Annotated in this window: 27 protein-coding genes and 1 tRNA gene; 14 read left to right on the top strand and 14 right to left on the bottom strand. The window is 69.4% G+C overall.

What is annotated here, in order from left to right; genetic code table 11:
- Positions 1-216: 216 nt before the first annotated feature.
- A complete protein-coding gene (locus AU194_RS09645) occupies positions 217-948 on the bottom strand; it encodes a hypothetical protein (protein ID WP_059088984.1) in 732 nt (243 codons plus the stop codon).
- Positions 949-1062: 114 nt separating this feature from the next.
- Here AU194_RS09645 and acs point away from each other — a divergent pair, with 114 nt between their 5' ends.
- Positions 1063-3018, top strand: coding sequence for an acetate--CoA ligase (gene acs / locus AU194_RS09650; protein WP_059088985.1), 1956 nt, complete (start codon positions 1063-1065; stop codon positions 3016-3018).
- 3 nt (positions 3019-3021) lie between these two features.
- On the opposite strand, the gene AU194_RS09655 is transcribed toward acs, so the two are convergent.
- Positions 3022-3726 (bottom strand): S1 family peptidase, encoded by a 705-nt coding sequence (locus AU194_RS09655; protein ID WP_059088986.1) that lies wholly within the window; start codon positions 3724-3726, stop codon positions 3022-3024.
- 127 nt (positions 3727-3853) lie between these two features.
- On the opposite strand from AU194_RS09655, the gene AU194_RS09660 reads away from it, so the two are divergent.
- Together AU194_RS09660 and AU194_RS09665 are read left to right on the top strand one after the other, a co-directional pair.
- Positions 3854-4366 (top strand): phage holin family protein, encoded by a 513-nt coding sequence (locus tag AU194_RS09660; RefSeq protein ID WP_059088987.1) that lies wholly within the window; start codon positions 3854-3856, stop codon positions 4364-4366.
- Complete coding sequence (locus AU194_RS09665) at positions 4366-5319, top strand: alpha/beta fold hydrolase (protein WP_059088988.1); 954 nt, start codon at positions 4366-4368, stop codon at positions 5317-5319. The genes AU194_RS09660 and AU194_RS09665 overlap by 1 nt, the downstream gene beginning before the upstream one ends.
- Before the next feature lies 1 nt (position 5320).
- Here the strand turns inward: AU194_RS09665 and marP are convergent, their stop codons facing one another.
- From marP to nth, 4 genes are read right to left on the bottom strand one after another with little or no spacing between them, the layout of a single operon-like run.
- Positions 5321-6508 (bottom strand): acid resistance serine protease MarP, encoded by a 1188-nt coding sequence (marP, locus tag AU194_RS09670; RefSeq protein ID WP_059088989.1) that lies wholly within the window; start codon positions 6506-6508, stop codon positions 5321-5323.
- A complete protein-coding gene (locus tag AU194_RS09675; protein WP_059088990.1) occupies positions 6505-7281 on the bottom strand; it encodes a CoA pyrophosphatase in 777 nt (258 codons plus the stop codon). Before AU194_RS09675 ends, marP begins: the two co-directional genes overlap by 4 nt.
- Entirely contained in the window at positions 7278-7925 is a 648-nt protein-coding gene (locus tag AU194_RS09680) for a TlpA disulfide reductase family protein (RefSeq protein WP_059088991.1), read from the bottom strand. The genes AU194_RS09675 and AU194_RS09680 overlap by 4 nt, the downstream gene beginning before the upstream one ends.
- A 10-nt stretch (positions 7926-7935) precedes the next feature.
- On the bottom strand, positions 7936-8616 hold the full coding sequence (gene nth / locus AU194_RS09685) for an endonuclease III (protein WP_059088992.1): 681 nt from the start codon (positions 8614-8616) through the stop codon (positions 7936-7938).
- A 239-nt stretch (positions 8617-8855) separates the two neighbouring features.
- Here nth and AU194_RS09690 point away from each other — a divergent pair, with 239 nt between their 5' ends.
- Both AU194_RS09690 and crp read left to right on the top strand, forming a co-directional pair.
- Positions 8856-9131 carry a hypothetical protein gene (locus tag AU194_RS09690; protein ID WP_059088993.1) on the top strand — a complete coding sequence of 92 codons (276 nt, stop codon included), beginning with the start codon at positions 8856-8858 and terminating at the stop codon, positions 9129-9131.
- A gap of 102 nt (positions 9132-9233) precedes the next feature.
- Complete coding sequence (gene crp, locus AU194_RS09695) at positions 9234-9908, top strand: cAMP-activated global transcriptional regulator CRP (RefSeq protein ID WP_011562195.1); 675 nt, start codon at positions 9234-9236, stop codon at positions 9906-9908.
- A 59-nt stretch (positions 9909-9967) separates the two neighbouring features.
- Here crp and AU194_RS09700 read toward each other — a convergent pair whose 3' ends face one another.
- Genes AU194_RS09700 through AU194_RS31720 form a run of 3 tightly spaced genes read right to left on the bottom strand, consistent with a single transcriptional unit; the run spans position 9968 to position 11368 of the window.
- Complete coding sequence (locus AU194_RS09700; protein WP_059088994.1) at positions 9968-10747, bottom strand: MBL fold metallo-hydrolase; 780 nt, start codon at positions 10745-10747, stop codon at positions 9968-9970.
- Between the two features lie 4 nt (positions 10748-10751).
- Positions 10752-11210, bottom strand: coding sequence for a RidA family protein (locus tag AU194_RS09705; RefSeq protein ID WP_059088995.1), 459 nt, complete (start codon positions 11208-11210; stop codon positions 10752-10754).
- Positions 11207-11368, bottom strand: coding sequence for a DUF4177 domain-containing protein (locus tag AU194_RS31720; RefSeq protein ID WP_157531067.1), 162 nt, complete (start codon positions 11366-11368; stop codon positions 11207-11209). Before AU194_RS31720 ends, AU194_RS09705 begins: the two co-directional genes overlap by 4 nt.
- 45 nt (positions 11369-11413) lie before the next feature.
- On the opposite strand from AU194_RS31720, the gene AU194_RS09710 reads away from it, so the two are divergent.
- On the top strand, positions 11414-12436 hold the full coding sequence (locus AU194_RS09710) for an ArsA-related P-loop ATPase (protein WP_197417566.1): 1023 nt from the start codon (positions 11414-11416) through the stop codon (positions 12434-12436).
- Complete coding sequence (locus AU194_RS09715) at positions 12433-13563, top strand: ArsA family ATPase (protein ID WP_059088996.1); 1131 nt, start codon at positions 12433-12435, stop codon at positions 13561-13563. The genes AU194_RS09710 and AU194_RS09715 overlap by 4 nt, the downstream gene beginning before the upstream one ends.
- A 24-nt stretch (positions 13564-13587) precedes the next feature.
- On the opposite strand, the gene AU194_RS09720 is transcribed toward AU194_RS09715, so the two are convergent.
- Positions 13588-13944 carry a WhiB family transcriptional regulator gene (locus AU194_RS09720; RefSeq protein WP_059089083.1) on the bottom strand — a complete coding sequence of 119 codons (357 nt, stop codon included), beginning with the start codon at positions 13942-13944 and terminating at the stop codon, positions 13588-13590.
- Positions 13945-14239: 295 nt separating this feature from the next.
- On the opposite strand from AU194_RS09720, the gene ponA2 reads away from it, so the two are divergent.
- From ponA2 to AU194_RS09740, 4 genes are all read left to right on the top strand, one after another.
- The gene (gene ponA2, locus AU194_RS09725; RefSeq protein WP_059088997.1) at positions 14240-16684 is read left to right on the top strand and encodes a transglycosylase/D,D-transpeptidase PonA2; all 2445 of its coding nucleotides are present in this window, start codon (positions 14240-14242) and stop codon (positions 16682-16684) included.
- Positions 16685-16740: 56 nt separating this feature from the next.
- The gene (locus AU194_RS09730) at positions 16741-17703 is read left to right on the top strand and encodes a metallophosphoesterase (RefSeq protein WP_059088998.1); all 963 of its coding nucleotides are present in this window, start codon (positions 16741-16743) and stop codon (positions 17701-17703) included.
- Positions 17700-18806 (top strand): PLP-dependent cysteine synthase family protein, encoded by a 1107-nt coding sequence (locus AU194_RS09735; RefSeq protein ID WP_059088999.1) that lies wholly within the window; start codon positions 17700-17702, stop codon positions 18804-18806. Before AU194_RS09730 ends, AU194_RS09735 begins: the two co-directional genes overlap by 4 nt.
- A 253-nt stretch (positions 18807-19059) precedes the next feature.
- Positions 19060-19133, top strand: a tRNA-Pro gene (locus AU194_RS09740).
- A 61-nt stretch (positions 19134-19194) separates the two neighbouring features.
- On the opposite strand, the gene AU194_RS09745 is transcribed toward AU194_RS09740, so the two are convergent.
- Positions 19195-20634, bottom strand: coding sequence for a cytochrome P450 (locus AU194_RS09745; RefSeq protein ID WP_059089000.1), 1440 nt, complete (start codon positions 20632-20634; stop codon positions 19195-19197).
- A 54-nt stretch (positions 20635-20688) separates the two neighbouring features.
- Here AU194_RS09745 and AU194_RS32185 point away from each other — a divergent pair, with 54 nt between their 5' ends.
- A complete protein-coding gene (locus AU194_RS32185; RefSeq protein WP_369804066.1) occupies positions 20689-21384 on the top strand; it encodes a TetR/AcrR family transcriptional regulator in 696 nt (231 codons plus the stop codon).
- Here AU194_RS32185 and AU194_RS31725 read toward each other — a convergent pair.
- The gene (locus tag AU194_RS31725; protein WP_157575968.1) at positions 21290-21850 is read right to left on the bottom strand and encodes a hypothetical protein; all 561 of its coding nucleotides are present in this window, start codon (positions 21848-21850) and stop codon (positions 21290-21292) included. The genes AU194_RS32185 and AU194_RS31725 overlap by 95 nt on opposite strands.
- Positions 21851-21921: 71 nt before the next feature.
- Here AU194_RS31725 and AU194_RS09755 point away from each other — a divergent pair, with 71 nt between their 5' ends.
- Positions 21922-22731, top strand: coding sequence for an acyl-CoA thioesterase II (locus AU194_RS09755; RefSeq protein ID WP_059089001.1), 810 nt, complete (start codon positions 21922-21924; stop codon positions 22729-22731).
- Between the two features lie 45 nt (positions 22732-22776).
- On the top strand, positions 22777-23796 hold the full coding sequence (locus tag AU194_RS09760; protein ID WP_059089002.1) for an iron-containing redox enzyme family protein: 1020 nt from the start codon (positions 22777-22779) through the stop codon (positions 23794-23796).
- Here the strand turns inward: AU194_RS09760 and AU194_RS09765 are convergent.
- Together AU194_RS09765 and AU194_RS09770 are read right to left on the bottom strand one after the other, a co-directional pair.
- Complete coding sequence (locus AU194_RS09765) at positions 23776-24003, bottom strand: CDGSH iron-sulfur domain-containing protein (RefSeq protein WP_059089003.1); 228 nt, start codon at positions 24001-24003, stop codon at positions 23776-23778. The genes AU194_RS09760 and AU194_RS09765 overlap by 21 nt on opposite strands.
- Positions 24000-24695, bottom strand: a complete 696-nt coding sequence (locus AU194_RS09770; RefSeq protein ID WP_059089004.1) for a HemK2/MTQ2 family protein methyltransferase — start codon at positions 24693-24695, stop codon at positions 24000-24002. Before AU194_RS09770 ends, AU194_RS09765 begins: the two co-directional genes overlap by 4 nt.
- Positions 24696-24729 lie beyond the last annotated feature (34 nt).

The following is a 24729-nucleotide window of genomic DNA, read 5'->3' on the forward strand; positions in this document are numbered from 1 at the left end:
CCGCGGAATAGGCAAAAGTGTTGCGGGCCTGCGTAATTGCGAAAAGCGAACGACATGGCGACTCCTTGGGCGGAGAAGTCGGTCGAGGCGCATCGCAACGACGCCGAGGCCGCCCCACGCAACCCCATCAGCACGCATGGTAACCGGGGCCCGTGCTAGCGGGCGGCGAGCCGAACTCGGATCGGGTCGTCGCCCGCTTTTGCGTTTGCTGGGCGGTCAGCCCGCCGCGATCTGCAGCGCCTCGCGCGCACCGGCGTGCAACGCCCGGCAGCTCAGCAGCAGCCACGCCGTGAGGCCGTCCGGCGTGCCGGAGGAGAAACCCCGCGCGGCGGCCTGGTAATCCCCGGACTGACGCATCCAGTAGACCTCGGGAACGCCGAGCCCGTGCGGGTCCAGGCCGCTGGTGATCGTCACCAACCGAGACACTCCCCTGGCCACCACCCCGTCGCCCGTCCCGAACGGCGCCAGCGTCAGCAGCTCGCCGTGGGCGACCGCCGCGCGCACCGGGGCCGGCACCCGCGACCCGCCGGTGAGGATCTCCACCAGCAGCTCCAGCCGCCTACCCACCCCGGGGTCGGCCCGCGGCCGGCCCAGGTGTTCGTCGTCGGTGAGGTCGGCCGCGGCCAGCGCGTGCAGCCGGGCCAGCGCCTGCAGCGGGGCGCGCTGCCAGACGTCGACGAGCGCGGTGGCGCCACCCTCGAGTGCCTGGGAGACCCGCAGCGCACCGGCGAGCACCGGATCGGGTTCACCGGCGTCGTCCAGTTGCAGCGAGCCACCGTCGAGCACCGATGACGCCCGTGCGGCCCGCAGCGCGGCCTCGGCCGCGGTGGCCGGCCAGCCCCGCAGGTTGGTCTTGTGCCGGTGTGCGCGTCCGAGCGCCTCGCGCGCCTCCTCGCTGGCCTCCCGCACTCCGGGCAGGTCGACGAGCGGGGCCAGCGGATCGGTCATGGCAGCCCACGGTAGTCGACCGCTGGGCCGCCGATTTTCCACGCTCGTCGCGTCACACCGGCCGTCTGCCAGGTATGCACCGGCGCATTGCATCGGGTGACTACGCTCACATACATGTCCGAGGCGCAAACCGAAGTCCAGTCCAGCTACCCGCCGGCCCCCGAGTTCGCCGAGCAGGCCAATGCGACCGCGGAGTTGTACCGCGAAGCCGAGAACGACCGACTCGCCTTCTGGGGCAAGCAGGCCGAGCGGCTGTCCTGGGACACCCCGTTCACCGAGGTGCTGGACTGGTCGGACGCCCCGTTCGCCAAGTGGTTCGTCGGCGGCAAGATCAACGTCGCCTACAACTGCGTCGACCGCCACGTCGAGGCGGGCAACGGCGACCGCGTCGCGATCCACTGGGAGGGTGAGCCCGTCGGCGACTCCCGCACGCTGACCTACGCCGAGCTCAAGGACGAGGTCTGCAAGGCCGCCAACGCGCTGACCGATCTCGGCCTGACCGCGGGCGACCGCGTGGCCATCTACATGCCGATGGTGCCCGAGGCGATCGTGGCGATGCTGGCGTGCGCACGCCTGGGCGTCATGCACTCGGTGGTGTTCGCGGGTTTCTCGTCCTCGGCGCTGCGGGCCCGCATCGAGGACGCCGAGGCGAAACTCGTCATCACCACCGACGGGCAGTACCGCCGCGGGAAGGCCGCCTCACTGAAGAACGCCGTCGACGAGGCGGTCGAGGGGCAGGATTCAATCGAGCACGTTCTGGTGGTGCGCCGCACCGGGATCGACGTCGACTGGACCGACGGACGCGACCTGTGGTGGCACGAGACCGTCGACGGCGCATCGACCGAGCACACCCCCGAGGCGTTCGACGCCGAACACCCGCTGTTCCTGCTCTACACCTCCGGCACGACCGGTAAGCCCAAGGGCATCATGCACACCACCGGCGGCTACCTCGTGCAGTCGTCGTACACGCATTACAACGTCTTCGACGTCAAACCCGAGACCGACGTGTATTGGTGCACCGCCGACATCGGCTGGGTCACCGGGCACACCTACATCGTCTACGGCCCACTCTCCAACGGCGTGACCCAGGTGGTCTACGAGGGCACCCCGACCTCGCCGAGCGAGCACCGGCACTTCGAGGTCATCGAGAAGTACGGCGTCACCATCTATTACACCGCGCCGACTCTGATCCGCACGTTCATGAAGCTGGGCCGCGCGATCCCCGATGCGCACGACCTGTCGAGTCTGCGGCTGCTCGGCTCGGTGGGTGAGCCGATCAACCCCGAGGCGTGGCGGTGGTACCGGGACGCCTTCGGCGACAAGAAGACTCCGATCGTCGACACCTGGTGGCAGACGGAGACCGGCGCCATCATGATCTCCCCGCTGCCCGGTGTGACCGCGGCCAAGCCGGGTTCGGCGATGGCCCCGCTGCCCGGCATCAGCGCCAAGATCGTCGACGACGACGGCAATCAGCTCGCCCCCGGCAGCGACCACGGCGAACAGGCCAACGGCTACCTCGTCCTCGACCAGCCGTGGCCGGCAATGCTGCGCGGTATCTGGGGTGACCCGCAGCGGTTCAAGGACACCTACTGGTCGCGGTTCGCCGAGCAGGGCTGGTACTTCGCCGGGGACGGCGCGCGCTACGACGCCGACGGCAACATCTGGGTGCTCGGCCGCATCGACGACGTGATGAACGTGTCCGGCCACCGCATCTCCACCGCGGAGGTGGAGTCCGCATTGGTCGGGCACTCGCACGTGGCCGAAGCCGCGGTCGTCGGCGCCACCGATGACCAGACCGGACAGGCGATCTGTGCGTTCGTCATCCTCGAATCGTCGGCAGCCGACAAACCGCACGAGCACATGGTCGAGGAGCTACGCGCCGAGGTGGCCAAGGAGATCTCCCCGATCGCCCGCCCCCGTGAGATCCATGTCGTGCCCGAGTTGCCCAAGACCCGTAGCGGCAAGATCATGCGCCGCCTGTTGCGCGACGTCGCCGAAGGCCGTGAACTCGGCGACACCTCCACCCTCCTCGATCCGGGCGTCTTCGAGGCGATCCGCGCCAGCAAGTAGGGCTCAGCCGACCGGGACGAACCCCGCTCCCGGTCGGTTCTTGGCGACGATGTCGGCCAACTGCGCGTTGAACGACATCGTCACCGCGGGGGTGTGCAGCGGGATGTACTTCACCACGCACGTCGGCAGACCCTCGGTGTAGGCGCCGTGGAGCATGCCGACCAGCCGGTTGTCGACGGTCACCGGGGCGCCCGAGTCCCCGGGCTGACCGCAAACCTGGTTGACGATCGTGCCCGGCGCCTCCCCCGGCCCCCACGTCACGCCGCAGGAGTAGCCGGTGGTGCGGCCGAGCTTGCAGGCGACCTGACCGAACGCGGGATCGGCGCCGAGCCCGTCGATCTGGAAGCCGTTGACGTTCTTGGTCGGCGTCACCTTCTGCGGATCGAACTGGATCACCGCGTAGTCGAGCGCCTCGTTACCCGCGACCATGGTGCCGAGCACACCGGCGTCCGGCACGCCCTCGGCCGACACCGTCGCGCCCGGGCCGCCGCAGTGCGCGGAGGTGAAGCCGATGAGGTTGCCGCGATTGTCGTTGCCGATCGTGGTCAGCGTGCAGAACGATTCGCCGTTGACGACGATGCCCGACCCGCCGCCGAGGACCACGGGTCCGGCCGCACCGGCCGTCGGCGCGACCGCCAGCAGGTAGACGGCCGGCCAAACAGCGAAGGCCGCGACGATCAACGCCAGTCGGCGGTGTCCGGTCCGCAATGTGCTCCCCCATCGATGTGCCCGACCCGCCTGATGATCAACAAGTCTATCGTCGGGCGGAATCGTTTAGCCGATTCCCACATGGCAACATGAACCGCGACTGTCATCACAGCGGGAGGAAGCGTCAGTGAGCCGAGGCGATCGCAAGACCGGCGTGCCCACCACCGTCACGTCGATCCCGCTGGTGGATCCACATGCGCCCAAACCGGACCCATCGATCGGCGATCTGGTCAAGGACGCCACCTCGCAGGTGTCGACGCTGGTGCGCGCCGAGGTGGAACTGGCCAAGGCGGAGATCACCCGCGACGTCAAGAAGGGGCTGACCGGCAGCGTCTTCTTCATCGCCGCGCTGGTGGTGCTGTTCTACTCGACGTTCTTCTTCTTTTTCTTCGTCGCCGAACTGCTCGACACCTGGCTGTGGCGGTGGGCGTCGTTCCTGATCGTGTTCGGTGTGATGGTGGTCGTCACCGCGTTCCTCGCGCTGCTCGGCTATCTGAAGGTGCGGCGCATCCGCGGTCCGCGGCAGACGATCGAATCGGTCAAGGAGACGCGCGAGGCGCTGACCCCCGGCCATGACAAGGCACCGAAGGCCGTCGCGATCACCGACGGTCAGAAGACCGGCGACCCGTCCGGCTGGTAATGCCGCCACCCGATCCGTCGGTCGTCCGGATCGACGGTCCCTGGCGTCATCTCGAGGTGCACGCCAACGGCATTCGTTTCCACGTCGTCGAGGCGGATTCTCCTGATGCGGCCACCGTCCCGGTGACCGAACGTCCGCTGGTCATCCTGCTGCACGGGTTCGCATCGTTCTGGTGGTCGTGGCGCCATCAACTCGAGGGCCTGACCGGCGCGCGGGTGGTGGCCGTGGACCTGCGCGGCTACGGCGGCAGCGACAAACCGCCCCGCGGATACGACGGTTGGACGCTGGCCGGCGACACGGCCGGGCTGGTGCGCGCGCTGGGCCATCAGACCGCGACGCTGATCGGACACGCCGACGGCGGGCTGGTGTGCTGGGCGACGTCGGTGCTGCATCCCCGGGTCGTGAAGGCGATCGCGGTGGTCAGTTCTCCGCATCCGGTCGCACTGCGGTCGTCGGTGACCCGGCGCCGCGATCAGGGCCGGGCGCTGCTGCCGTCGCTGCTGCGCTACCAGACCCCCATGCGGCCCGAACGCGTACTCACCCGGCACGACGGCGCCGAGGTCGAGAACCTGGTCCGCGCCAGGTCCAGCGTGGAATGGCAAGCGACGGACGATTTCTCGGAGACCATCCGACATCTCCGCAGGGCGATCCAGATCCCGGCGGCCGCGCACTCCGCGCTGGAGTACCAGCGGTGGGCGGTCCGCAGCCAGCTGCGCGCCGAGGGCCGCCGCTTCATGCGGTTGATGAACCGGCCGCTGGTCGTTCCGATGCTGCACCTGCGCGGCGAGGACGACCCTTACGTCCTGGCCGACCCGGTGTACCGCACCCAGCGCTTCACCCCGCACGGACGCTACGTATCGCTGCGCGGTGCAGGCCATTACGGCCACGAGGAGGCCCCGGGCGAGGTCAACGACCAGCTCGGCCGGTTCCTCGACCAGGTGTACCGCCGCTAGGTCAGCTGACGCAGACGCCGGTGGCCACCCGCGCGGTGTTGCCCACCTTGGTCAGCTGACGGCCCACCTCGTCGGAGGTCAGCACGAACCCGGTGTCGGCGTCGTCGACCGCGGCGCCGAACACCACGCCGAGCACCTTGCCGCCGCGGTTGATCATCGGCCCGCCCGAATTACCCTGGCGCACAGTCCCTCTGATCGTGTACACCTCACGGGTGACCGTGGTCTTGCGGTAGATGTCGGGCCCGTTGAGTTCGATGGTCTCGCGCACGCGGGCCGGTGTGGCGGTGAAGTCGCCGCCGCCGGGATACCCCATGACGATCGCATCGGTGCCGGGGGGCGCCAACTCGTCGACGAACTGCAACGGCGTCGCGGGCAGATCCGGGACGTCGAGGATCGAGATGTCGGCATTGGGGTCGTAGGAGACCACGAACGCGTCGTAGGTCTGCCCGTCGACGTCGACGGTGACGCTCTCGGATCCGGCGACCACGTGCGCGTTGGACATCACCCGGTTGGGCGCCACCACGAAACCGGTGCCCTCGAGCACCTTCTGGCAGCCGGGCGCCACCCCGCGGATCTTCACCACGCTGCCGCGGGTTGCGCCGACCACCGCGTCGGTGGCCAGGGCGGCGTCCGGGGCGTCGACGGTCGCGATCGGGGTGCGGCCGAACGGTTCGAGGACCTCGGGCAGACCGGAGGTGTCGAGCAGACTCGACAGCCGGGTGGGCACCGTCTTCAGCCACGGCGGCGCGACCTCGTCCACCTCGGCCAGCACCCGGGAACCCTTGACCGCGGCCACCAGGTTGGGTTGGTCCGACGACGTCAGCGGGGTCGCCAACAACCACGACGCCAGCAGCACCGCGACGATCTGCAGGCCGACGCCGATGACGGAGTCGAACAGGCGCAGCGTGCGGTTGCGGATCGCGCCGCGGACGGCGCGGCCGAGCACGACGCCTGCGATCTCCCCGATCACCACCAGCGCCAGGATCAGGAACAGTGCGGCGAACAGTTTCGTGCGGGGACCGCTGATGTGGGTGACCACGTGCGGTGCGAGCAGCACCCCGGCGACGGCGCCGCGCACCACGCCGATGAACGACATGAGGGACCCCAACGCGCCCGACCGCCAGCCGGAGACGGCGGCGACGAAGGCGACGGCGAGGACGAGGAGGTCGAGCCACTGAGACGGTGTCATTGTTGGGACTCACCGTATCGGTCATCGTGCCCGACGAGCGCCATTGCCTCGTCGAGTTCTCGAACGTCGTCGGTGTCCCACGGCACCGCCCACCCGGCGACGTCGAGGATCGCAGAGATGACCTGACCGGTGAAACCCCACACCAGCATCTCGTTGAGCAGGAACGCCGGACCCGCCCACCTGCGGGAATTGGCGTCGCGGTAGACCATCAGCCGGTTCTCCGGGTTGACGAACGCGCGCACCGGCACCCGCGCGACGATCGCGGTCTCGGATTCGTCGACCACCCCGACCGGACCCGGGTCGGGTGAGTAGGCCAGCACCGGCACCACGTGAAACCCCGACGGCGGGATGAACATCCGCTGCAGGGTCGCCAGCGGGCGGATGCGGCCGGTGTCGAGGCCGGTCTCCTCGGTGGCCTCGCGCAGCGCGGTGTGCACCGGACCGTCGTCGCCGGGATCGGTCGCGCCGCCCGGGAAGGCCGCCTGACCGGCGTGGTGGCGCAGGGTCGACGCCCGGACCGTCACCAACAGGTCGGCGTCGTCGGGCAGCCCGTCCCCGGACTCGGGTCCGGAGAACAGCACCAGCACGGCGGCGTCCCGCTTGGCGCGGGTGACGGTGGCGGTCGCGTTGGCCGCGGTGATGGCGGCGAGCACGTCCGGCGGGACGCGGCGGCGGTAGGCGCGGGGCACGCCGTCGGTGTTGTCGACCAGCGGGGTGAGCCACGGCGGGGCGGCGTCGGGCGTCAGGCGGTAGCCGTCGCGTGTGGCGCTCACCCCAGCTCTCCCATCGTCTGGTCCACCGCAACCTCGATCTCGTCGGCGGTGGCGAAGGAGCGCGGCAGAATCCCGGCAACGCTACCGTCCGAGCGCACGACCACCGTCGCAGGCATGACGTTCGGCGATCTGACCGCGGCGGCGATCAGGCGGCGGCCGTCCTGCAGGGTCGGCAGCCGGACGCCGAGTTCGGCCAGCCGCAGCAGCCCCGCCGCCTCGTTCTCGTCCTGGTGGACGGTCACCACGGTCACCGCGTCACCGACCCGGCGCTGATACTCCGCCATGGCGGGCAGTTCGTCGGCGCACGGTCCACACCAGTAGGCCCACAGGTTGAGCACCACGGTGCGGCCCGCCAGTGCACGGGCCACGTCGACCGGTAGGCCGTCACCCGCGCATTCGAGGGTGATCCCGCGCAGCGATTCGGGGCCGTCCCCGGTGCCGGGGCCAGGGCACGGCGGCAGATCGGCCTTCGCGCGCGGGCCGGCCAGCGCCTCGGGGGTGTCGGCGTCGCGGTGGTCACGCGCCTGCGCGGGCCCGTCGCGCCGGGTGGGCGCCGGGTCATCGGCCAGCTGCAGCGACAGCGCGACGATCAGGGCGAGCGCCACGGCGAGTGCGGCGACAGTCCACCGGGCCGTGGCGCTCATAGCGCGGGGGTCACAGGCCGGCGAGGGCGAGCAGGTGTTCGGTCTCGGGCCCCTTGACCAGCGCCGCGGCGGCCTCGCGATCGGTCGGGCCGATGCCGTAGGACGGGCAGTCCTTGGCGAGCACGCAGACACCGCACGCCGGCTTACGGGCGTGGCAGACGCGACGGCCGTGGAAGATCACCCGGTGGCTCAGCAGGGTCCACTCCCGGCGCTCGATGAGCTTGCCGATCGCGTGCTCGACCTTGACGGGGTCCTCCTCGGCGGTCCACCGCCAGCGGCGCACCAACCGGCCGAAGTGGGTGTCGACGGTGATCCCGGGGATGTCGAACGCGTTACCGAGGATGACGTTGGCGGTCTTGCGGCCCACCCCCGGCAGCGTCACCAGATCCTCGATGTTCCCGGGCACCTCACCGTCGAAGCGTTCGACGAGTTCCTGGCCCAGGCGGATCAGCGAGTTGGCCTTGTTGCGGTAGAACCCGGTCGGCCGGATGAGCTCCTCGAGTTCGGTGCGGTCGGCCTGCGCGTACTCCAGCGCGGTGCGGTACTTGGCGAACAGCGCCGGGGTGGTGAGGTTGACCCGTTTGTCGGTGCTCTGCGCCGACAGGATGGTGGCCACCGCCAGTTCGAGCGGATTGGTGAAGTCGAGTTCGCAGTACACATGCGGAAACGCCTCGGCCAGAGCGCGATTCATCCGGCGCGCACGACGCGTCAGTCCTATCGGGGTCTCCCCCTCCCATTTCTTGGCCGCCCGCCCCTTTGCGGCAGCACGCCGAGCCGGTTTCGGATCGGCCTTCGGGTCGGCGGGGGACGCACCTGCGGTCACGGAAGCCAGCGTAGGCCAGGGCCCGGACATCGATCGCGGTCAAGGTGCTCGATACCGGTGACGATTCGTGATCCCGCTGAGACCTTGAGCCGGTTTACTTCTGCGTTGTGTCCTGGTTGCTCGTGGCTTTCATCCCCTGGTTGCTGATGGTGGCAACATTCGGGCTCGAGCGCCTGGAGTCCGGTCTCACCCGCGACGCGGCGTCGACCGCGGATGTGGACGCCTTCCTCCAGCACGCCGAGGCGGAACGCCAGCAACGTCGACTGGATCCGGTGGAGACCCTTCCGACCCGCTCGACGACGGCCGGGGAGCCCGCGCGGGTCTACATCCCGCACCGGGCGAATACACAGTTTCAGCAGACCCGCCAAGCCAATCGTGTGTAGCGTTGGCACGTTGCGAAACGGCATACCTCTAGACTGGGCACGCTAACCAGTAAGACGGTCGGCTTCGTAGGTCATTCAAACCCAACAGCTAAGAGGGGCAACGTGGACGAGATCCTGGCGAGGGCCGGAATCTTCCAGGGAGTCGAACCCAGCGCCGTTTCAGCGCTCACCAAGCAATTGCAGCCTGTGGACTTCCCGCGCGGGCACACCGTGTTCGCCGAGGGCGAGCCCGGCGATCGGCTCTACATCATCATCAACGGCAAGGTGAAGATCGGCCGCCGCTCTCCGGACGGCCGCGAGAACCTGCTGACGATCATGGGGCCGAGCGACATGTTCGGTGAGCTCTCGATCTTCGACCCGGGTCCGCGTACGTCGAGCGCCACCACGATCACCGAGGTGCGCGCCGTGTCGATGGATCGCGAAGCGCTGCGCGCCTGGATCGCGGACCGCCCCGAGATCGCCGAGCAGCTGTTGCGCGTGCTGGCCCGCCGGCTGCGCCGCACCAACAACAACCTCGCCGACCTGATCTTCACCGACGTCCCCGGCCGCGTCGCCAAGCAGCTGCTGCAGCTCGCGCAGCGGTTCGGCACCCAGGAGGGCGGCGCGCTGCGCGTCACCCACGACCTGACGCAGGAAGAGATCGCCCAGCTCGTCGGCGCCTCCCGCGAGACCGTGAACAAGGCGCTCGCCGACTTCGCGCACCGCGGGTGGATCCGCCTCGAGGGCAAGAGTGTGCTGATCAGCGACTCCGAGCGGCTGGCCCGCCGAGCCCGCTAGTTTCCCGTGATTTCGGTGTAGTTCGTTGCGGTGAGCGCAACCAACTACACCGAAATCGCTCAGGGGCGCAGGTAGTCGAGCTGCGCCTGCACCGATTTCTCGGCGGCGTCCCACAGCTTCTGGTCGACGTCGGTGTACACGTGCTCGACGACCTGACGTGCCGACGCGTCGTCGCCGAGCTCCCGTAACGCGTCCCGCACCTGGTTCAGGCGCTCCTCGCGGTGCGCCAGGTACATCGCGGTGACGGCTTCGAGGTCGGGCAGGTCGGGTCCGTGGCCGGGCAGCACCGTCCGGCCGCCCAGGCCCTGCAGCCGGTGCAGCGATTCGAGGTAGTCGCGCAGGCTGCCGTCCTCGGTGTCGATGACGGTGGTGCCGCGCCCGAGCACGGTGTCGGCGGTCAGCACCGCGTCGTCGAGCACGAACGACAGCGAGTCGACGGTGTGGCCGGGGGTGGCCATCACGGTGATGCGCAGGCCCGCGGCGTCGATGACCTCACCGTCGGTGAGCGGACCGCCGAGGCCGCGCAGGAACCCGCTGCCGACCGCGCGGACGACGGCGCCGGTGCGTTCGACGATCTTGTCGATACCGCCGGTGTGGTCCTCGTGTTTGTGGCTGATCAGCACGAGTGCGATGCGCCCGAGCTCGGCGACCTTGGCGATGTGTTCGTCGTCGTCGGGTCCGGGGTCGACGATCACGATCTCGTCGCTGCCCGGGCCGCGCAGCACCCAGGTGTTGGTCCCGTCCAGCGTCATCAGGCCGGGGTTGTGGCACAGCAGGACCGAGGCGGTCTCGGTCACCGGGCGTAACAGCCCGTATGCCGGATGCTCGGGTGCGCTCACCGGACTACGCGACCTCGACGATGATTTCCACTTCCACGGCGGTGTTGCGCGGCAACTCCGACACTCCGACCGCCGAGCGGGCGTGCGCACCGGCGTCGCCGAAGATCTCCCCGAACAGTTCCGAGGCGCCGTTGATGACGCCGGGCTGGCCGTCGAAGCCGGGCGCCGAGGCAACGAAGCCGACGACCTTGACCACTCGCGTGACCGCGTCGATGCCCACCAGTGCGTGCACGGCGGCCAGCGCGTTGAGCCCGCACACCCGCGCCAGCGCTTTGGCGTCCTCGGGAGTGACGTCGGCGCCGACCTTGCCGGTCCCGGTCAGCTCACCGGCGACGATCGGCAGCTGACCGGAGGTGTAGACCAGATTTCCGGTCCGCACCGCGGGGACGTACGCCGCCAGCGGCGCCACCACCTCGGGCAGCTCGATCCCGAGCTCCGCGAGGCGTTCCGACCAGGCGCTCACTTCGGCCGCTTCAGGTAGGCGACGTGCTGCTCACCGGTCGGGCCGGGCAGCACCGCGACCAGCTCCCAGCCGTCGGCGCCCCACTGATCGAGGATCTGTTTGGTGGCGTGCGTCAGCAACGGCACGGTGGCGTATTCCCACTGGGTCGGTTCGCTCATGGGGCTGAGCTTATCGGTCCTCGATGGGCTCACAGCTAGCATGCAGTGGTGGCAACAACTACCAATGGCGGTAGAGCCGTCGGCTGGCCCTCGCGTCTGACCAAGGCGAAACTGCATTTCGTCACCGGGAAGGGCGGAACGGGCAAGTCGACGATCGCCGCGGCGCTGGCCCTGGCGCTCGCCGCAGGCGGCCGCAAGGTGCTGCTCGTCGAGGTCGAGGGCCGTCAGGGCATCGCCCAGCTCTTCGATGTGCCACCGCTGCCCTACAAAGAGGTGAAGATCGCGACCGCCGACGGCGGCGGCCAGGTCAACGCGCTGGCCGTGGACACCGAGGCGGCGTTCCTCGAGTACCTCGACATGTTCTACAACCTCGGGCTGGCCGGCCGGGCGATGCGCCGCATCGGCGCCGTGGAGTTCGCGACGACGATCGCCCCTGGCCTGCGCGACGTGCTGCTCACCGGCAAGATCCGCGAGGTCGTCACCCGCGCCGAGAAGGGCAAGCAGCCGGTCTACGACGCGGTGGTGGTGGACTCGCCGCCGACCGGCCGCATCGCGCGGTTCCTCGACGTCACCAAGGCGGTGTCGGACCTCGCCAAGGGCGGTCCGGTGCACTCGCAGGCCGAGAGCGTGGTCAAGGTGCTGCACTCCGACATCACCGCGATCCACCTGGTCACCCTGCTCGAGGCGCTGCCGATGCAGGAGACGCTGGAGGCCATCGACGAGCTGCGCGAACTGGGCCTGCCCATCGGCAGCGTCATCGTCAACCGCAACATCCCCGCCTACCTGTCGCCCAGCGATCTGGCCAAGGCGGCCGAGGCGGACATCGACGCCGACGCGATGCGCGCGGACCTCAAGGCGGCCGGCGTCGAGTTGTCCGACGCCGACTTCGCCGGTCTGCTCACCGAGACCATCCAGCACGCCACCCGGATCACCGCCCGCGCCGAGACCGCCGAACAACTCGAGCAGCTCGACGTGCCCCGGCTGGAACTGCCCGCCCTGCCCGAGGGGGTCGACCTGGGCAGCCTGTACGAACTCGCGGAAGTGCTTGCCCACCAAGGAGTCAGATGAGTACGACGCCACCCGCCCTGGACATGGGCGAGATCCTGCGCGACACCTCCAACCGCGTGGTGGTCTGCTGCGGCGCCGGCGGCGTCGGCAAGACGACCACCGCCGCGGCGATGGCACTGCGGGCCGCCGAATACGGCCGCACCGTGGTGGTGCTGACCATCGACCCGGCCAAACGCCTCGCGCAGGCGCTGGGGATCAAGGATCTGGGCAACACCCCGCAGCGGGTGCCGCTGGCACCCGAGGTGACCGGTGAACTGCACGCGATGATGCTCGACATGCGTCGCACGTTCGACGAGATGGTGATCCAGTACTCGGGCCCCGACCGGGCCGATGCCATCCTGGACAACCAGTTCTACCAAACGGTGGCCACGTCGTTGGCGGGCACGCAGGAGTACATGGCGATGGAGAAGCTGGGACAGCTTCTCGCCCAAGACAAGTGGGATCTGATCGTGGTGGACACGCCGCCGTCGCGCAACGCACTGGACTTCCTCGACGCGCCGAAACGGCTCGGCAGTTTCATGGACAGCCGGTTGTGGCGGATGCTGCTGGCGCCCGGCCGCGGCATCGGCAAGCTGGTCACCGGCGCGGTGGGGCTGGCGATGAAGGCGATGTCCACCATCCTCGGCTCTCAAATGCTCTCGGACGCAGCCGGTTTCGTGCAGTCACTGGACGCGACGTTCGGCGGATTCCGGGAGAAGGCCGACCGCACCTACGATCTGCTCAAGCGGCGCGGCACCCAGTTCGTCGTGGTGTCGGCGGCCGAACCGGATGCACTGCGCGAGGCGGCGTTCTTCGTCGACCGACTGTCCTCGGAGCGGATGCCGTTGGCGGGCTTGATCTTGAACCGTACGCACCCGACGCTGTGCGCGCTGCAGGCGGAGAAGGCGACCGAGGTCTCGTCGGCGCTCGCGGACCAGGACCCGGAGTCGTTGACGGCCGCGGCGCTGCGGATCCACGCCGACCGGACGCAGACGGCCAAGCGTGAGGTGCGGTTGCTCTCCCGGTTCACGGGGGCCAACCCGCATGTGGCGATCGTCGGCGTTCCTTCGCTGCCGTTCGACGTCTCAGACCTCGACGCGTTGCGCGTGATCGCCGATCAGATCACGGGAACGGCCGACGCCGCCTGACGGCGCAGGCCGGAAAGAGGAGACTCAGACCGCGCTGCGGTGTTTGCGCTGCGCGGAGAAGAACTCGGCCCAGGAAACGACTTCGGGGTGTTGCTTGAGCAACGCCCGACGCTGACGTTCGGTCATCCCACCCCACACGCCGAACTCCACCCGGTTGTCGAGCGCGTCCGCACCGCATTCGAGGATGACGGGGCAGTGGCGACAGATGACGGCGGCCTTACGCTGCGCGGCGCCGCGGACGAACAATTCGTCCGGGTCGGCCTGTCGGCAACGGGCCTGGGACACCCAGGCGATCCGTGCTTCGGCCTCTGCACCGTGAACGGGGGTCGAGGTGGGGACGGTTGAGGTGGTAGTGCGCACCGCGGGCCGGATACTTGACACCAGCGATCCCTTCGTTCCTGCCGCCGCAACGACGGCGAGCCCCTCGGCGCAGATTGCTGCTGCGACCTGCGCCACATTGCGCCAGAAAGTGTGTCCTGGATCGCACTGTGTGTCCAAGCTAGGTGGTCAGGACGCATTTACGCAACTGTTTGTGGTCCCCTTTTTTGGGACGACCGTGCCGTCTGGCCAACTTCTTGAAGATCACCTGTTCCGCACGGGCCGGTGAAAAGACCGCAAACCGGTCCAATCGTGCTGCTCCGGCGATCCCGTCGGGCGGCGTCGTTACTCTGTACACATGCCGGAGCGCCCGCCAACAGCCGTCACGGTCGTCAAGCTCGCGTGGTGCTGCTTGCTGGCCAGCGTGCTGACGGCCGCATTCATGTTCCCCGTGGTCGGCGGTATCGGGCTGATGTCCAACCGAGCCTCCGACGTCGTCGCCAACGGTTCGGCCGCCCTCGTCGAGGGCGAGATCCCGCAGGTGTCGACGATGGTCGATGCCAAGGGCAACACGATCGCGTGGCTGTACTCCCAGCGACGTTTCGAGGTCCCCAGCGAGCAGATCGCCAACACGATGAAGCTGGCGATCGTCTCCATCGAGGACAAGCGGTTTGCCGAACACAACGGCGTCGACTGGCAGGGCACGCTCACCGGCCTGGCCGGGTATCTGCGCGGCGATGCCGACACCCGCGGCGGGTCGACGCTCGAGCAGCAGTACGTCAAGAACTATCAGTTGCTGGTGGTGGCCCAGACCGACGCCGAGAAGCGGGCCGCCATCGAGACCACCCCGGCGCGCAAGCTGCGCGAGATCCGGATGGCGCTGACGCTGGACAAGACGTTCACCAAACCCGAGATCCTCACCCGGTATCTCAACCTCGTGTCGTTCGGCAACGGTGCGTTCGGCATCCAGGACGCCGCCCAGACGTACTTCGGGGTGAACGCCTCGGAGCTCAACTGGCAGCAGTCCGCGCTGCTGGCCGGTCTGGTGCAGTCGACCAGCACACTGAACCCCTACACCAACCCCGACGGCGCGCTGGCCCGCCGCAACCTCGTGCTCGACACGATGATCGAGAACTTGCCCAACGAAGCCGAGGCGCTTCGCGCGGCCAAGAACGAGCCGCTGGGCGTCCTGCCGGTGCCCAACGAACTGCCGCGCGGCTGCATCGCCGCCGGTGACCGCGCATTCTTCTGCGATTACGCGTTGGAGTACCTGGCCCGCGCCGGCATCAGCAAGGAGCAGGTGGCCAAGGGCGGTTACCTGATCAAGACCACGCTCGAACCCGATGTGCAGGCCTCCGTCAAGTCCGCGGTCGACCAGTTCGCCGATCCGACCACACCCGGTGTGGCCAGCGTGATGAGCGTGATCCGGCCCGGTAAGGGTTCGCATCCGGTGCTGGCGATGGCCTCCAACCGTGCCTACGGCCTCAACCTCGACAACTACGAGACCATGCAGCCGCAGCCGTTCACACTCGCCGGTAACGGCGCCGGGTCGGTGTTCAAGATCTTCACCACGGCCGCGGCCATGGAGATGGGCATGGGCATCAACACCCAGCTGCAGGTCCCGGGTTCGTTCCAGGCCAAGGGTCTCGGCAGCAGTGACCGCCCGGGCTGCCCTGCCGCGACGTGGTGTGTGAGCAACGCAGGCGGCTACCGGGGTTCGATGAACGTCACCGATGCGCTCGCGACCTCGCCCAACACCGCCTTCGCGAAGCTGATCTCGCAGGTCGGCGTTCCGCGTGCGGTCGACATGGCGGTCCGCCTGGGGTTGCGTTCCTACGCGCTGCCCGGCACCGCCCGCGACTACGACCCGGAGAGCAACGAGAGCCTTGCCGACTTCGTGAAGCGGCAGAACATCGGCTCGTTCACCCTCGGGCCGATCGAGGTCAACGCGCTGGAGCTGTCCAACGTCGCGGCCACGCTGGCCTCCGGCGGCACGTGGTGCCCGCCCAACCCCATCGCCCAGGTGGTGGACCGCAACGGCGAAGAGGTGTCGGTGACCACCGAGACCTGTGAGCAGGCCGTGCCCGAGGGTCTGGCGAACACGCTGGCCAACGCGTTGAGCAAGGACGACAAGGGTGCGGGCACCGCGGCGGGTGCGGCCGGGTCCGTCGGCTGGGATCTGCCGATGTCCGGTAAGACGGGCACCACGGAGTCCAACCGGTCCTCGGCGTTCCTCGGCTTCACCAACCAGCTGGCCGCGGCGAACTACATCTACGACGATTCGCCCAGTCCCGGTGAGCTCTGCTCGTTCCCGCTGCGTCAGTGCGGGTCGGGCAACCTGTTCGGCGGTAACGAGCCGGCGCGGACGTGGTTCGCGGCGATGAAGCCGATCGCGACGAACTTCGGCCCGGTCACGCTGCCGCCCACCGATCCCCGCTACGTCGACGGCGGTCCGGGCTCGCAGGTGCCGAGCGTGTCGGGCCTGACCGTGGACGCGGCCCGCCAGCGCCTGCGGGACTCCGGCTTCCAGGTCGCCGACGGCACCGCCTCGGTGAACAGCACGTCGCGGGCCGGGACGGTCGTCGGCACCAATCCCAGCGGCCAGACCATTCCGGGTTCGATCGTCACGATCCAGGTGAGCAACGGCATTGCGCCCGCGCCGCCGCCGCCGACGTTCAACCTGCCGAATCTGCCGGGTGGCGGACCCCCGCCGCCGATCGGCCAGACCGTCGTGGAGATCCCGGGCCTGCCGCCGATCACTGTCCCGGTGCTCGGTCCGCCGCCTCCTCCGCCGCCGCCGTGACCAAGGTGACCGGGCGGGAGGCGGTCAGCGACGCGATCTGGCAGTAGGCTGCAGCCATGGCTGCTGCTCTGCCAACGCTGCTCAAGAACACCGCCGCGGTGACGGCCGGCTCGCTGGTCGCGGGTGTCGGCTACGCGTCCCTCATCGAGCGCAACGCGTTCACGCTGCGTGAGGTGACGATGCCGGTGCTCACGCCCGGGTCGACGCCGCTGCGCGTACTGCACCTCAGCGATCTGCACATGCGCCCCAACCAGCGTCGTAAGCAGGCCTGGCTGCGGGATCTGGCGCGGCTGGAACCCGACCTCGTCGTCAACACCGGCGACAACCTCGCGCACCCGCGGGCGGTGCCCGCCGTGGTCCAGTCGCTCTCGGAGCTGCTGTCGGTGCCCGGCGTATTCGTCTTCGGCAGCAACGACTACTTCGCGCCGCGGATGAAGAACCCGCTGAACTACGTCACCAAGCCCACCCACCGCATCCACGGTCAGCCGCTGCCCTGGCAGGACCTGCGGGCGGCGTTCACCGAACGCGGGTGGCTCGACATGACTCACACCCGCCGCGAACTCGACGTCGCTGGGCTGCGCATCGCGCTGGCCGGGGTGGACGATCCGCACCTCAAGCGCGACCGGTACGACACCATCGCCGGTGCGGCCACGCCGACCGCGAACCTGTCGCTGGGGCTCACCCACTCCCCCGAGCCGCGCGTGCTCGACCGCTTCGCCGCCGACGGGTACGACCTCGTGATGGCCGGCCACACCCACGGTGGCCAGCTGTGCCTGCCGTTCTACGGTGCGCTCGTCACCAACTGCGAACTGGACCGGTCGCGGGCCAAGGGCGCATCGCAGTGGGGTGCCGACATGGCGCTGCACGTCTCGGCGGGGATCGGCACGTCGCCGTTCGCGCCGGTGCGGTTCTGCTGCCGTCCGGAGGCGACGCTGCTGACGTTGGTGGCCGCACCGACCGGCGGCCGTGACGCCGACGCCCAGGTGGGACAGTCGCCGTCGACCGTCTCGGCGCGGTGACCGGGCGGTCCTCGATCGCCACCCACAGTCAACCCCGTGCGTGGGTCGACAATGCCGTTCGTCTGATCGAGGCCGACGCCCGGCGCAGCGCCGACACCCATCTGCTGCGGTATCCCCTGCCGTCGGCGTGGGGTGAGGGCTGCGGTGTCGCGCTGTACCTGAAGGACGAGTCGACGCACATCACCGGCAGCCTCAAGCACCGGCTGGCGCGTTCGCTGTTCCTCTACGGGCTGTGCAACGGTTGGATCGACGAACACACGACGGTCATCGAGGCCTCGAGCGGGTCGACCGCGGTGTCGGAGGCGTACTTCGCGGCGCTGCTCGGGTTGCCGTTCATCGCGGTGATGACGGCCTCGACCAGCCCCAGCAAGATCGCGCTGATCGAATCACAGGGTGGCCGTTGCCATTTCGTGGACGAGTCGTCGCAGGTGTACGCGGAGGCCGAGCGCCTTGCGGAGGAGACCGGCGGGCACTACCTCGACCAGTTCACCAACGCCGAGCGGGCGACGGACTGGCGCGGCAACAACAACATCGCCGATTCGATCTACCAGCAGATGGCCGCCGAGGAGCATCCGATCCCGGAGTGGATCGTGGTGGGGGCGGGCACCGGCGGGACGAGCGCGACGATCGGCCGCTACATCCGGTACCGGCGCTACGCCACCAAGTTGTGCGTCGTGGACCCGGAGGAGTCGGCGTTCTACCCCTCCTACGCCCAGCACGACCCGACCGTCGTCACCGGTGCCTCGTCACGGATCGAGGGGATCGGCCGCCCGCGGGTGGAGCCGTCGTTCCTGCCCGGGGTGGTGGACCGGATGGTCGCGGTGCCCGACGGCGGTTCGGTGGCGGCGGCCCGGCACGCGAGCAGGGTCCTCGGACGACGGGTCGGCCCGTCGACCGGGACGAACCTGTGGGGTGCGTTCGGACTGCTCGCGGAGATGAAGGCGCAGGGGCGTTGCGGTTCGGTGGTGACGTTGATCGCCGACAGTGGCGACCGCTACAGCGACACCTACTTCTGCGACGAGTGGCTGACCAGCCAGGGCATCGACCCGTCGGAATCGGCGGAACTCCTCGTCGACTTCGAGCGGTCCGGCGCCTGGCGCTGATTGTCGGACCCGCCGGAGAGCGGACCGTCGGCGGTCAGGAAGAGCCAGATCGCCGCCAGAGCGAAGAACCCCAGGTAGATGGAAGCTCCCAACCCGGTCATGTCTGCCTCGTTTCACCAGTTGTGCGGCGCTCTGCCGTCATTGTGGACAACGCCACCGACAAGCCCCGGCATTCCATGCTGGGGCGTGACTCGTGTCGGGAGGCCGTTTGGCTTTCCGAGGCACAGGTGCGATACCCTTTCAAAGCTTCACGCGGGGTGTGGCGCAGCTTGGTAGCGCGCTTCGTTCGGGACGAAGAGGTCGTGGGTTCGAATCCCGCCACCCCGACTCGCGTCAAGTCAGAGGCCCCGATCCGGTTCGTCCGGTCGGGGCCTCTTGCGTGGCCGCGTCAGGTGCGGGCGCGCAGTGTGATCGGCAGTTCGTCGGCCGGCGTCGGTCCGGTGCCCCACGTCAGTGGAATCCGGTAGCCGTCGGCCACACTCCACTCGAAGCGCCGCAGCATCTGGTGCATGGTGGCCTTGACCGTCATGTCCGCAAACTGCTGGCCGATGCACTTGTGCGCACCGCCGCCGAACGGCGCGAACACGTACCGGCTCACCGCGGCCTGGCGCTGGGGTTCGTCGACGAAGCGCGCCGGGTCGAAGGTGTCGGGGTCGGGCCACCAGTCGGCCAACCGCATCGACGCGTGGACGTTGATCGCGACCTGTGTCTTGGCGGGGACGTAATGGCCGAGGATGTCGGTGTCGCGCGTCGTCTGCCGGAACAGCGTGCCCGCGGGGGCGTACATGCGCAGGATCTCCTTGAACGCCGCATCGAGCAGCGGATAGGCGTCCGGATCGGCGAGGCCGGGCGCGTCCACGGGTCTGTCGAGCGCCTCCTCCCGGAGCATGTTCTGCCACAGAGGATTTCGGCCCAACTCGTAGACGAGCATGGAGATCGCGATCGCGGTGGTGTCGTGGGCGGCCATCAACAGGAAGATCATGTGGTTGACGATGTCGGCCGCGCTGAACCGAGCGCCGTCGTCGTCCTCGCTGCGGCACAGCATGGAGAACAGGTCGGTGCCCGCACCACGCTGCCGGTCCGGGATCTGCGCGCCGAAGTACCGTTCGAGCCTGCGCCTGGCGCGCAGCCCCCTCGCCCACACTCCCCCGGGCACCTCCGCCCGCACCAGCGCCTGTCCGCCGCGCACGGTATCCCGGAAATCGGCCGACAGCTGATCGGACTCCGGCCCCAGGTGCGTACCGACGAACACCTCGGCGGCCTGTTCGAGCAGCAGGTGCTTGATCGACGGATAGAACGGGAATCGGTCGCCGGCCGACCAGTCGCCGAGGGTCCGGTCGATGCTGGGCCGCATGAGTTCGAGGTAGCCCTCGAGCGCGCTGCGGGTGAACGCCTGCTGCATGATCCGGCGGTGGTCGCGGTGTTCCTCGAAGTCCAGCAGCATGATCCCGCGGTGGAAGAACGGCCCGATGACGGGCGCCCAGCCACGGGTGCTGGAGAACACCTTGTCCCGGTTGATCCACGCGGTCTCCAGCGCGTCGGGCCCCATCAGCGCGACGACGCGGAATCCCACACCGCCCGCCCATGAGACCGGGCCGTACATCTCGTACCGGCGACGCGCGAACTCGAGCGGTTCGGCCAGCGCGCTGAGCGTGTGGCCGAGGAACGGGAACCCGTAGTTGCCCAGCACCGGTTTGAGGTTCGACCCGGGCGGCGGCGGGGCCAGCGGCTCCTCGCGGCTCGGGAAGCGGGAGGTCAGCGCGGCGCCGGCGACGTGCAGGCGGTGGGTGTTCGTCGGTGCCGTGAGCTGCGCGGTCAGTGCCGTCATCCGCCGTTCCCCTCGTCGGGTGCATCTGGTACCGAACCGTGCCAGAATGCGGAGGTGGTGTCAACGGGTGAACGGGCCTACGGCGGGCAGTCCGCCGACGCGCGCCGCCGGCAGCGCAGGGCACGCCTCCTCGACGTCGCGATGGACGCCATGGCCCGCAACGAATGGCGCGGCACGACCGTCGGCGGACTGTGCGCCGCGGCGGGCCTCAACAAGCGGTACTTCTACGAGAGCTTCGCCGACCTCGACGCGCTGTCGGCCGCCGTCGTCGACGACATCGCCGAAACCGTCCGCACTGCAACGGTTCTCGCCGCGAACGCACACGACGGACTGGAGGCGCAGGCGTACGCCGCCGTCGCCGCGGCGGTGCACGCCCTGGTCGACGACCCCCGCCGCGCCCGGGTGCTGTTGGGCGGCGTGGCCGCATCCCCGGAACTGCACGACCACCGGGCCGCGGTCATGCGCCGGCTGACCACGGTGATGATCGACAACGGCCGCCGCGTGCACGGCGTCGAACTCGACGCCGATCCGCTGGCCAGGGTGGCCCCGGCGTTCATCGTCGGCGGCACCGCCGACGCCATCCTCGGCTACGTCGACGGCCGCGTCGGCCTGCCCTTCGACGAGTTCGTCGCCCAGCTCGCGACGCTGTGGCTGATCACCGGGAACGGCGCCGCGGAGGTCGCGCGCGCCCGGATGCCGTCGTCAGCCGTCGGTTCCACCACCCCGGGTCGCGCTGCGCCTGAGCCGTGAGGCGGCCGAATTCGATCCGCTGCGCACGAAGCAGGACGGGCACCAGGACCACCGGGACCACAGCGCCCCGCCGCCCCGCCCTGCCGTTCTCGACCAGACCGGCCGCCGCGGCGAGCGCCGAGGTGTAGAGAATCCCGTTGTAAGGCACCACCACCCAGCCACGCATTCCCTCGCACTCGACCAGCCAGGGCACGCCGGCGCCCCGGCGGGTGGGCCAATACGTGAAATGCGCGGCGACCGCAGCCAGAAAGACCCCGTTCATCAGCGCGAAGAACGCGTCGGACCGGTGATCCCGCCGACCGGCGGCGGTATACGACAACGCCGTGCCGGTCGCCCACACCGCCGCCGCAGGCGCGGGGCCCGCGACCGACGCGAACGGCATCGCGACCCCGGCGGCCAGTTCGTAAAAGACGTGCGCGCCCATCGTCACCACTCCGAGACGCGTCCACGGCCGACGGGTGTTCATCACGACTCCGGCTTCCCCGAGTGCGCCCCCGCAAACTGCTCCCAACCAGTTGGTCGATAGGCTGTCGAACGATGACCGCCCTTCCCGACACCTCCGAGCCGCAGAGCTGGATCGCGCGTCTGCTCGAGTTCGACCGCGACGGCGACACGTTCATCGCACCGCAGGTCACCAGTGGTCCGGCGCACCGTCTGTTCGGTGGGCTGATCGCCGCGCAGGCGCTCGGCGCCGCGGGCGCGACCGTCGACCCGGACAAGCGGGCGCAGTCGTTGCACGCCTACTTCGTCCGCGGCGGAAAGTACGGGGTCGACGTCGAACTGCAGGTCGAGCGCACCCGCGACGGCCGCTCGTTCGACACCCGCCGCGTCACCGCGATCCAGGAGGGCAAGGTGATCCTGGAGATGATCACCTCGTTCCACCGGCCCGAGGACAGCGCCGACTGGCACCCGCAGCGGCCCGCGACGCTGCCGTTCGACGCCGCGCGGCCCAAGTCCCCCGACCTCGAGGCGGTGGACCGGTTCGACGTCCGCACCGATCCCGCCGATACGTCGCCGTTCGCGATCCCGCCGTTCTGGATCCGCTCCCTCGAGCCGATCGAGGAGGATCCACTGGTCCGGGCGTGTCTGCTGGTGTACATGTCCGACCTGGGCCCGGTGCCCGCCGCGCGTCCGGCGGGCGCCCCCGACGAACCCGGCGCCGGAATGGCGGCGTCGCTGGACCACTCGGTGTGGTTCCACCGGCCGTTCGATCCGCACCGCTGGCATCGCTATGAGGTCAACGGCGTCAACAACAGCGACGCGCGCGGTCTGGCGGTCGGTTCGTTGTACGACGACGACGGGGTGCTGATCGCCAGCACCACCCAGGAAGCTCTCTGGCGATTCTGATCTTCGAAGCGATTGGACAGACCAAGTAGCGGGTAGTTCAGCGGCGTGACTTTTGCGCCCATCCTGGTTGAACCGACGTTGCCGGACGCACGTGGCCCGCTTTCGCTGGCCGTGGTGAACACTCTCACCGAACGTGCCCCCCGCAACCACCTGTCCCGCATCGAGGCGTCGCTCGCCGACACCGACCCCTACGGACTCGATCTGCATCTGGCGCTCTACGTCTGCTACGAGCTCCACTACCGCGGCTTCGCCGGCGTGGACCCGCACTGGGAGTGGAACGCCGGGCTGCTTCACCTGCGCGGTCAGATGGAGCAGACCTTCCTGGGCGCGGTGCGGCGCGACGTCGGTGAGATCGATCCCGCGCACACCGCGGCCGCCGAGATGGCGGCTCTGGCGGTCGAACCGGTCGACGGTGAGGGCCCGTCGTACTACCTGCGCGACAAGGGCACCTGGGAGCAGATGCGCGAGTACTTCGTGCACCGCTCGCTCTACCACCTCAAAGAGGGCGATCCGCACGCGTTCGCCATCCCCCGGCTCACCGGCCAGGCCAAGGCGTCGTTCGTCGCGGTCGAGTTCGACGAGTTCGGGGGCGGCCGCGGCCCGCAGCTGCACCAGCAGCTGTTCGCCGATCTGATGGCGGCCGCGGACCTGGACAACACCTACCTGGGCTACATCAACGAGGTGCCCGCCGAGGCGCTGGCCGCGGTGAACCTGATGTCGATGTTCGGGCTGCACCGCTCGCTGCGGGGCGCCGCGGTCGGCCATTTCGCCTCCACCGAGATCACCTCGTCGCCGGGGTCGCGGCGGCTGGTCGAGGCGTTGGAACGGATGGGCGCACCGGACACCTGCGCGGCGTTCTACCGCGAGCACGTGGAGGCCGACGCCGTGCACGAGCAGGTGGTCCGCACCGACGTGGTGGGGGACCTGGTGGCCCGTGAGCCGCATCTGGACGCCGACGTGGTGTTCGGGATCCGCGCGCACGCGCTGGTCGAGGACCGGCTGGCCGATCACCTGATGGAGCGCTGGACGGCGGGCGAGAGCTCGCTACGCCGGCCGCTGGCCTGACGACGCAGCCGCGTCGGCGTCGCCACGGCGGCGCCGACGGTGGCTGGTGTCGCACAGCGGATAGGTCTTACTGCGCTTGCACGCGCAGATCGCGACCATGAACCGGTCGGACTCCACGACGCTGCCGTCGGGCATCTCGATCCGGACCGGCCCCTCCACCATGATAGGGCCGTTCTTGACGACGCGGACGGTGCGCCGTTCACTCACGGCTTGTCCGCGCGGATCACGAGGAGTTCCTCTTCCCGCCTGCCCGGATCCAGGCGGCCGGTCTCCTCGAGCCACTCGGCCCGGGCGTTCATCACTGGCCCGAACGGAATCCACTGCCAGGCAATGACTTCCGCGTCGAGGCCGGCGCTCGACAAAGCGGCCAGGGTGGCGCGCGGATCGGCGAACTCGGACTGCACGAGCAGCAGGCTGCCGCCCTCGGCGAGCAGGTGCGGCACGGCCTCGCAGAGCGGGTCGAGCACCATGCGGCCGTCGTAGCCGGCATCCCACGCCCGGGCCGGACCCACGGTCGACGGTACCGGCTCGCGGTCGGCCTCCGGTGCGTGCGGCACGTACGGCGGATTGCAGGTCACCAGATCGAACGGCGCGAATTCGACTGCGCGCGCCCATGATCCGAGATGGACGTCGAGTTCGGCCCCGACGGATGCGGCATTGCCGCGCGCGCACCGCACCGCCTTCGGGCAGATGTCGAAGGCACTCACCGACGAGGCGCCCTGCAGGGCGGCGTTGACGGCCACCACTCCGCTGCCGGTGCACAGATCGGCGACGCGGCGATCGACGGCAAGCCCGGTCTTCTCCATGATGTCGATCAGCAGCTGCGAATCTTCTTGCGGGGCGTACACGCCGTCGACGGCGACAACGGTGTCGCGCTCGTCGGAATATGCAGTGGTCACTGGGGCCTCTCGACTTCAGGGGGCATTGCTCGAT

Origin of the sequence: Mycobacterium sp. GA-2829 (assembly GCF_001499965.1) — a bacterium.
Taxonomy (GTDB): Bacteria; Actinomycetota; Actinomycetes; order Mycobacteriales; family Mycobacteriaceae; genus Mycobacterium.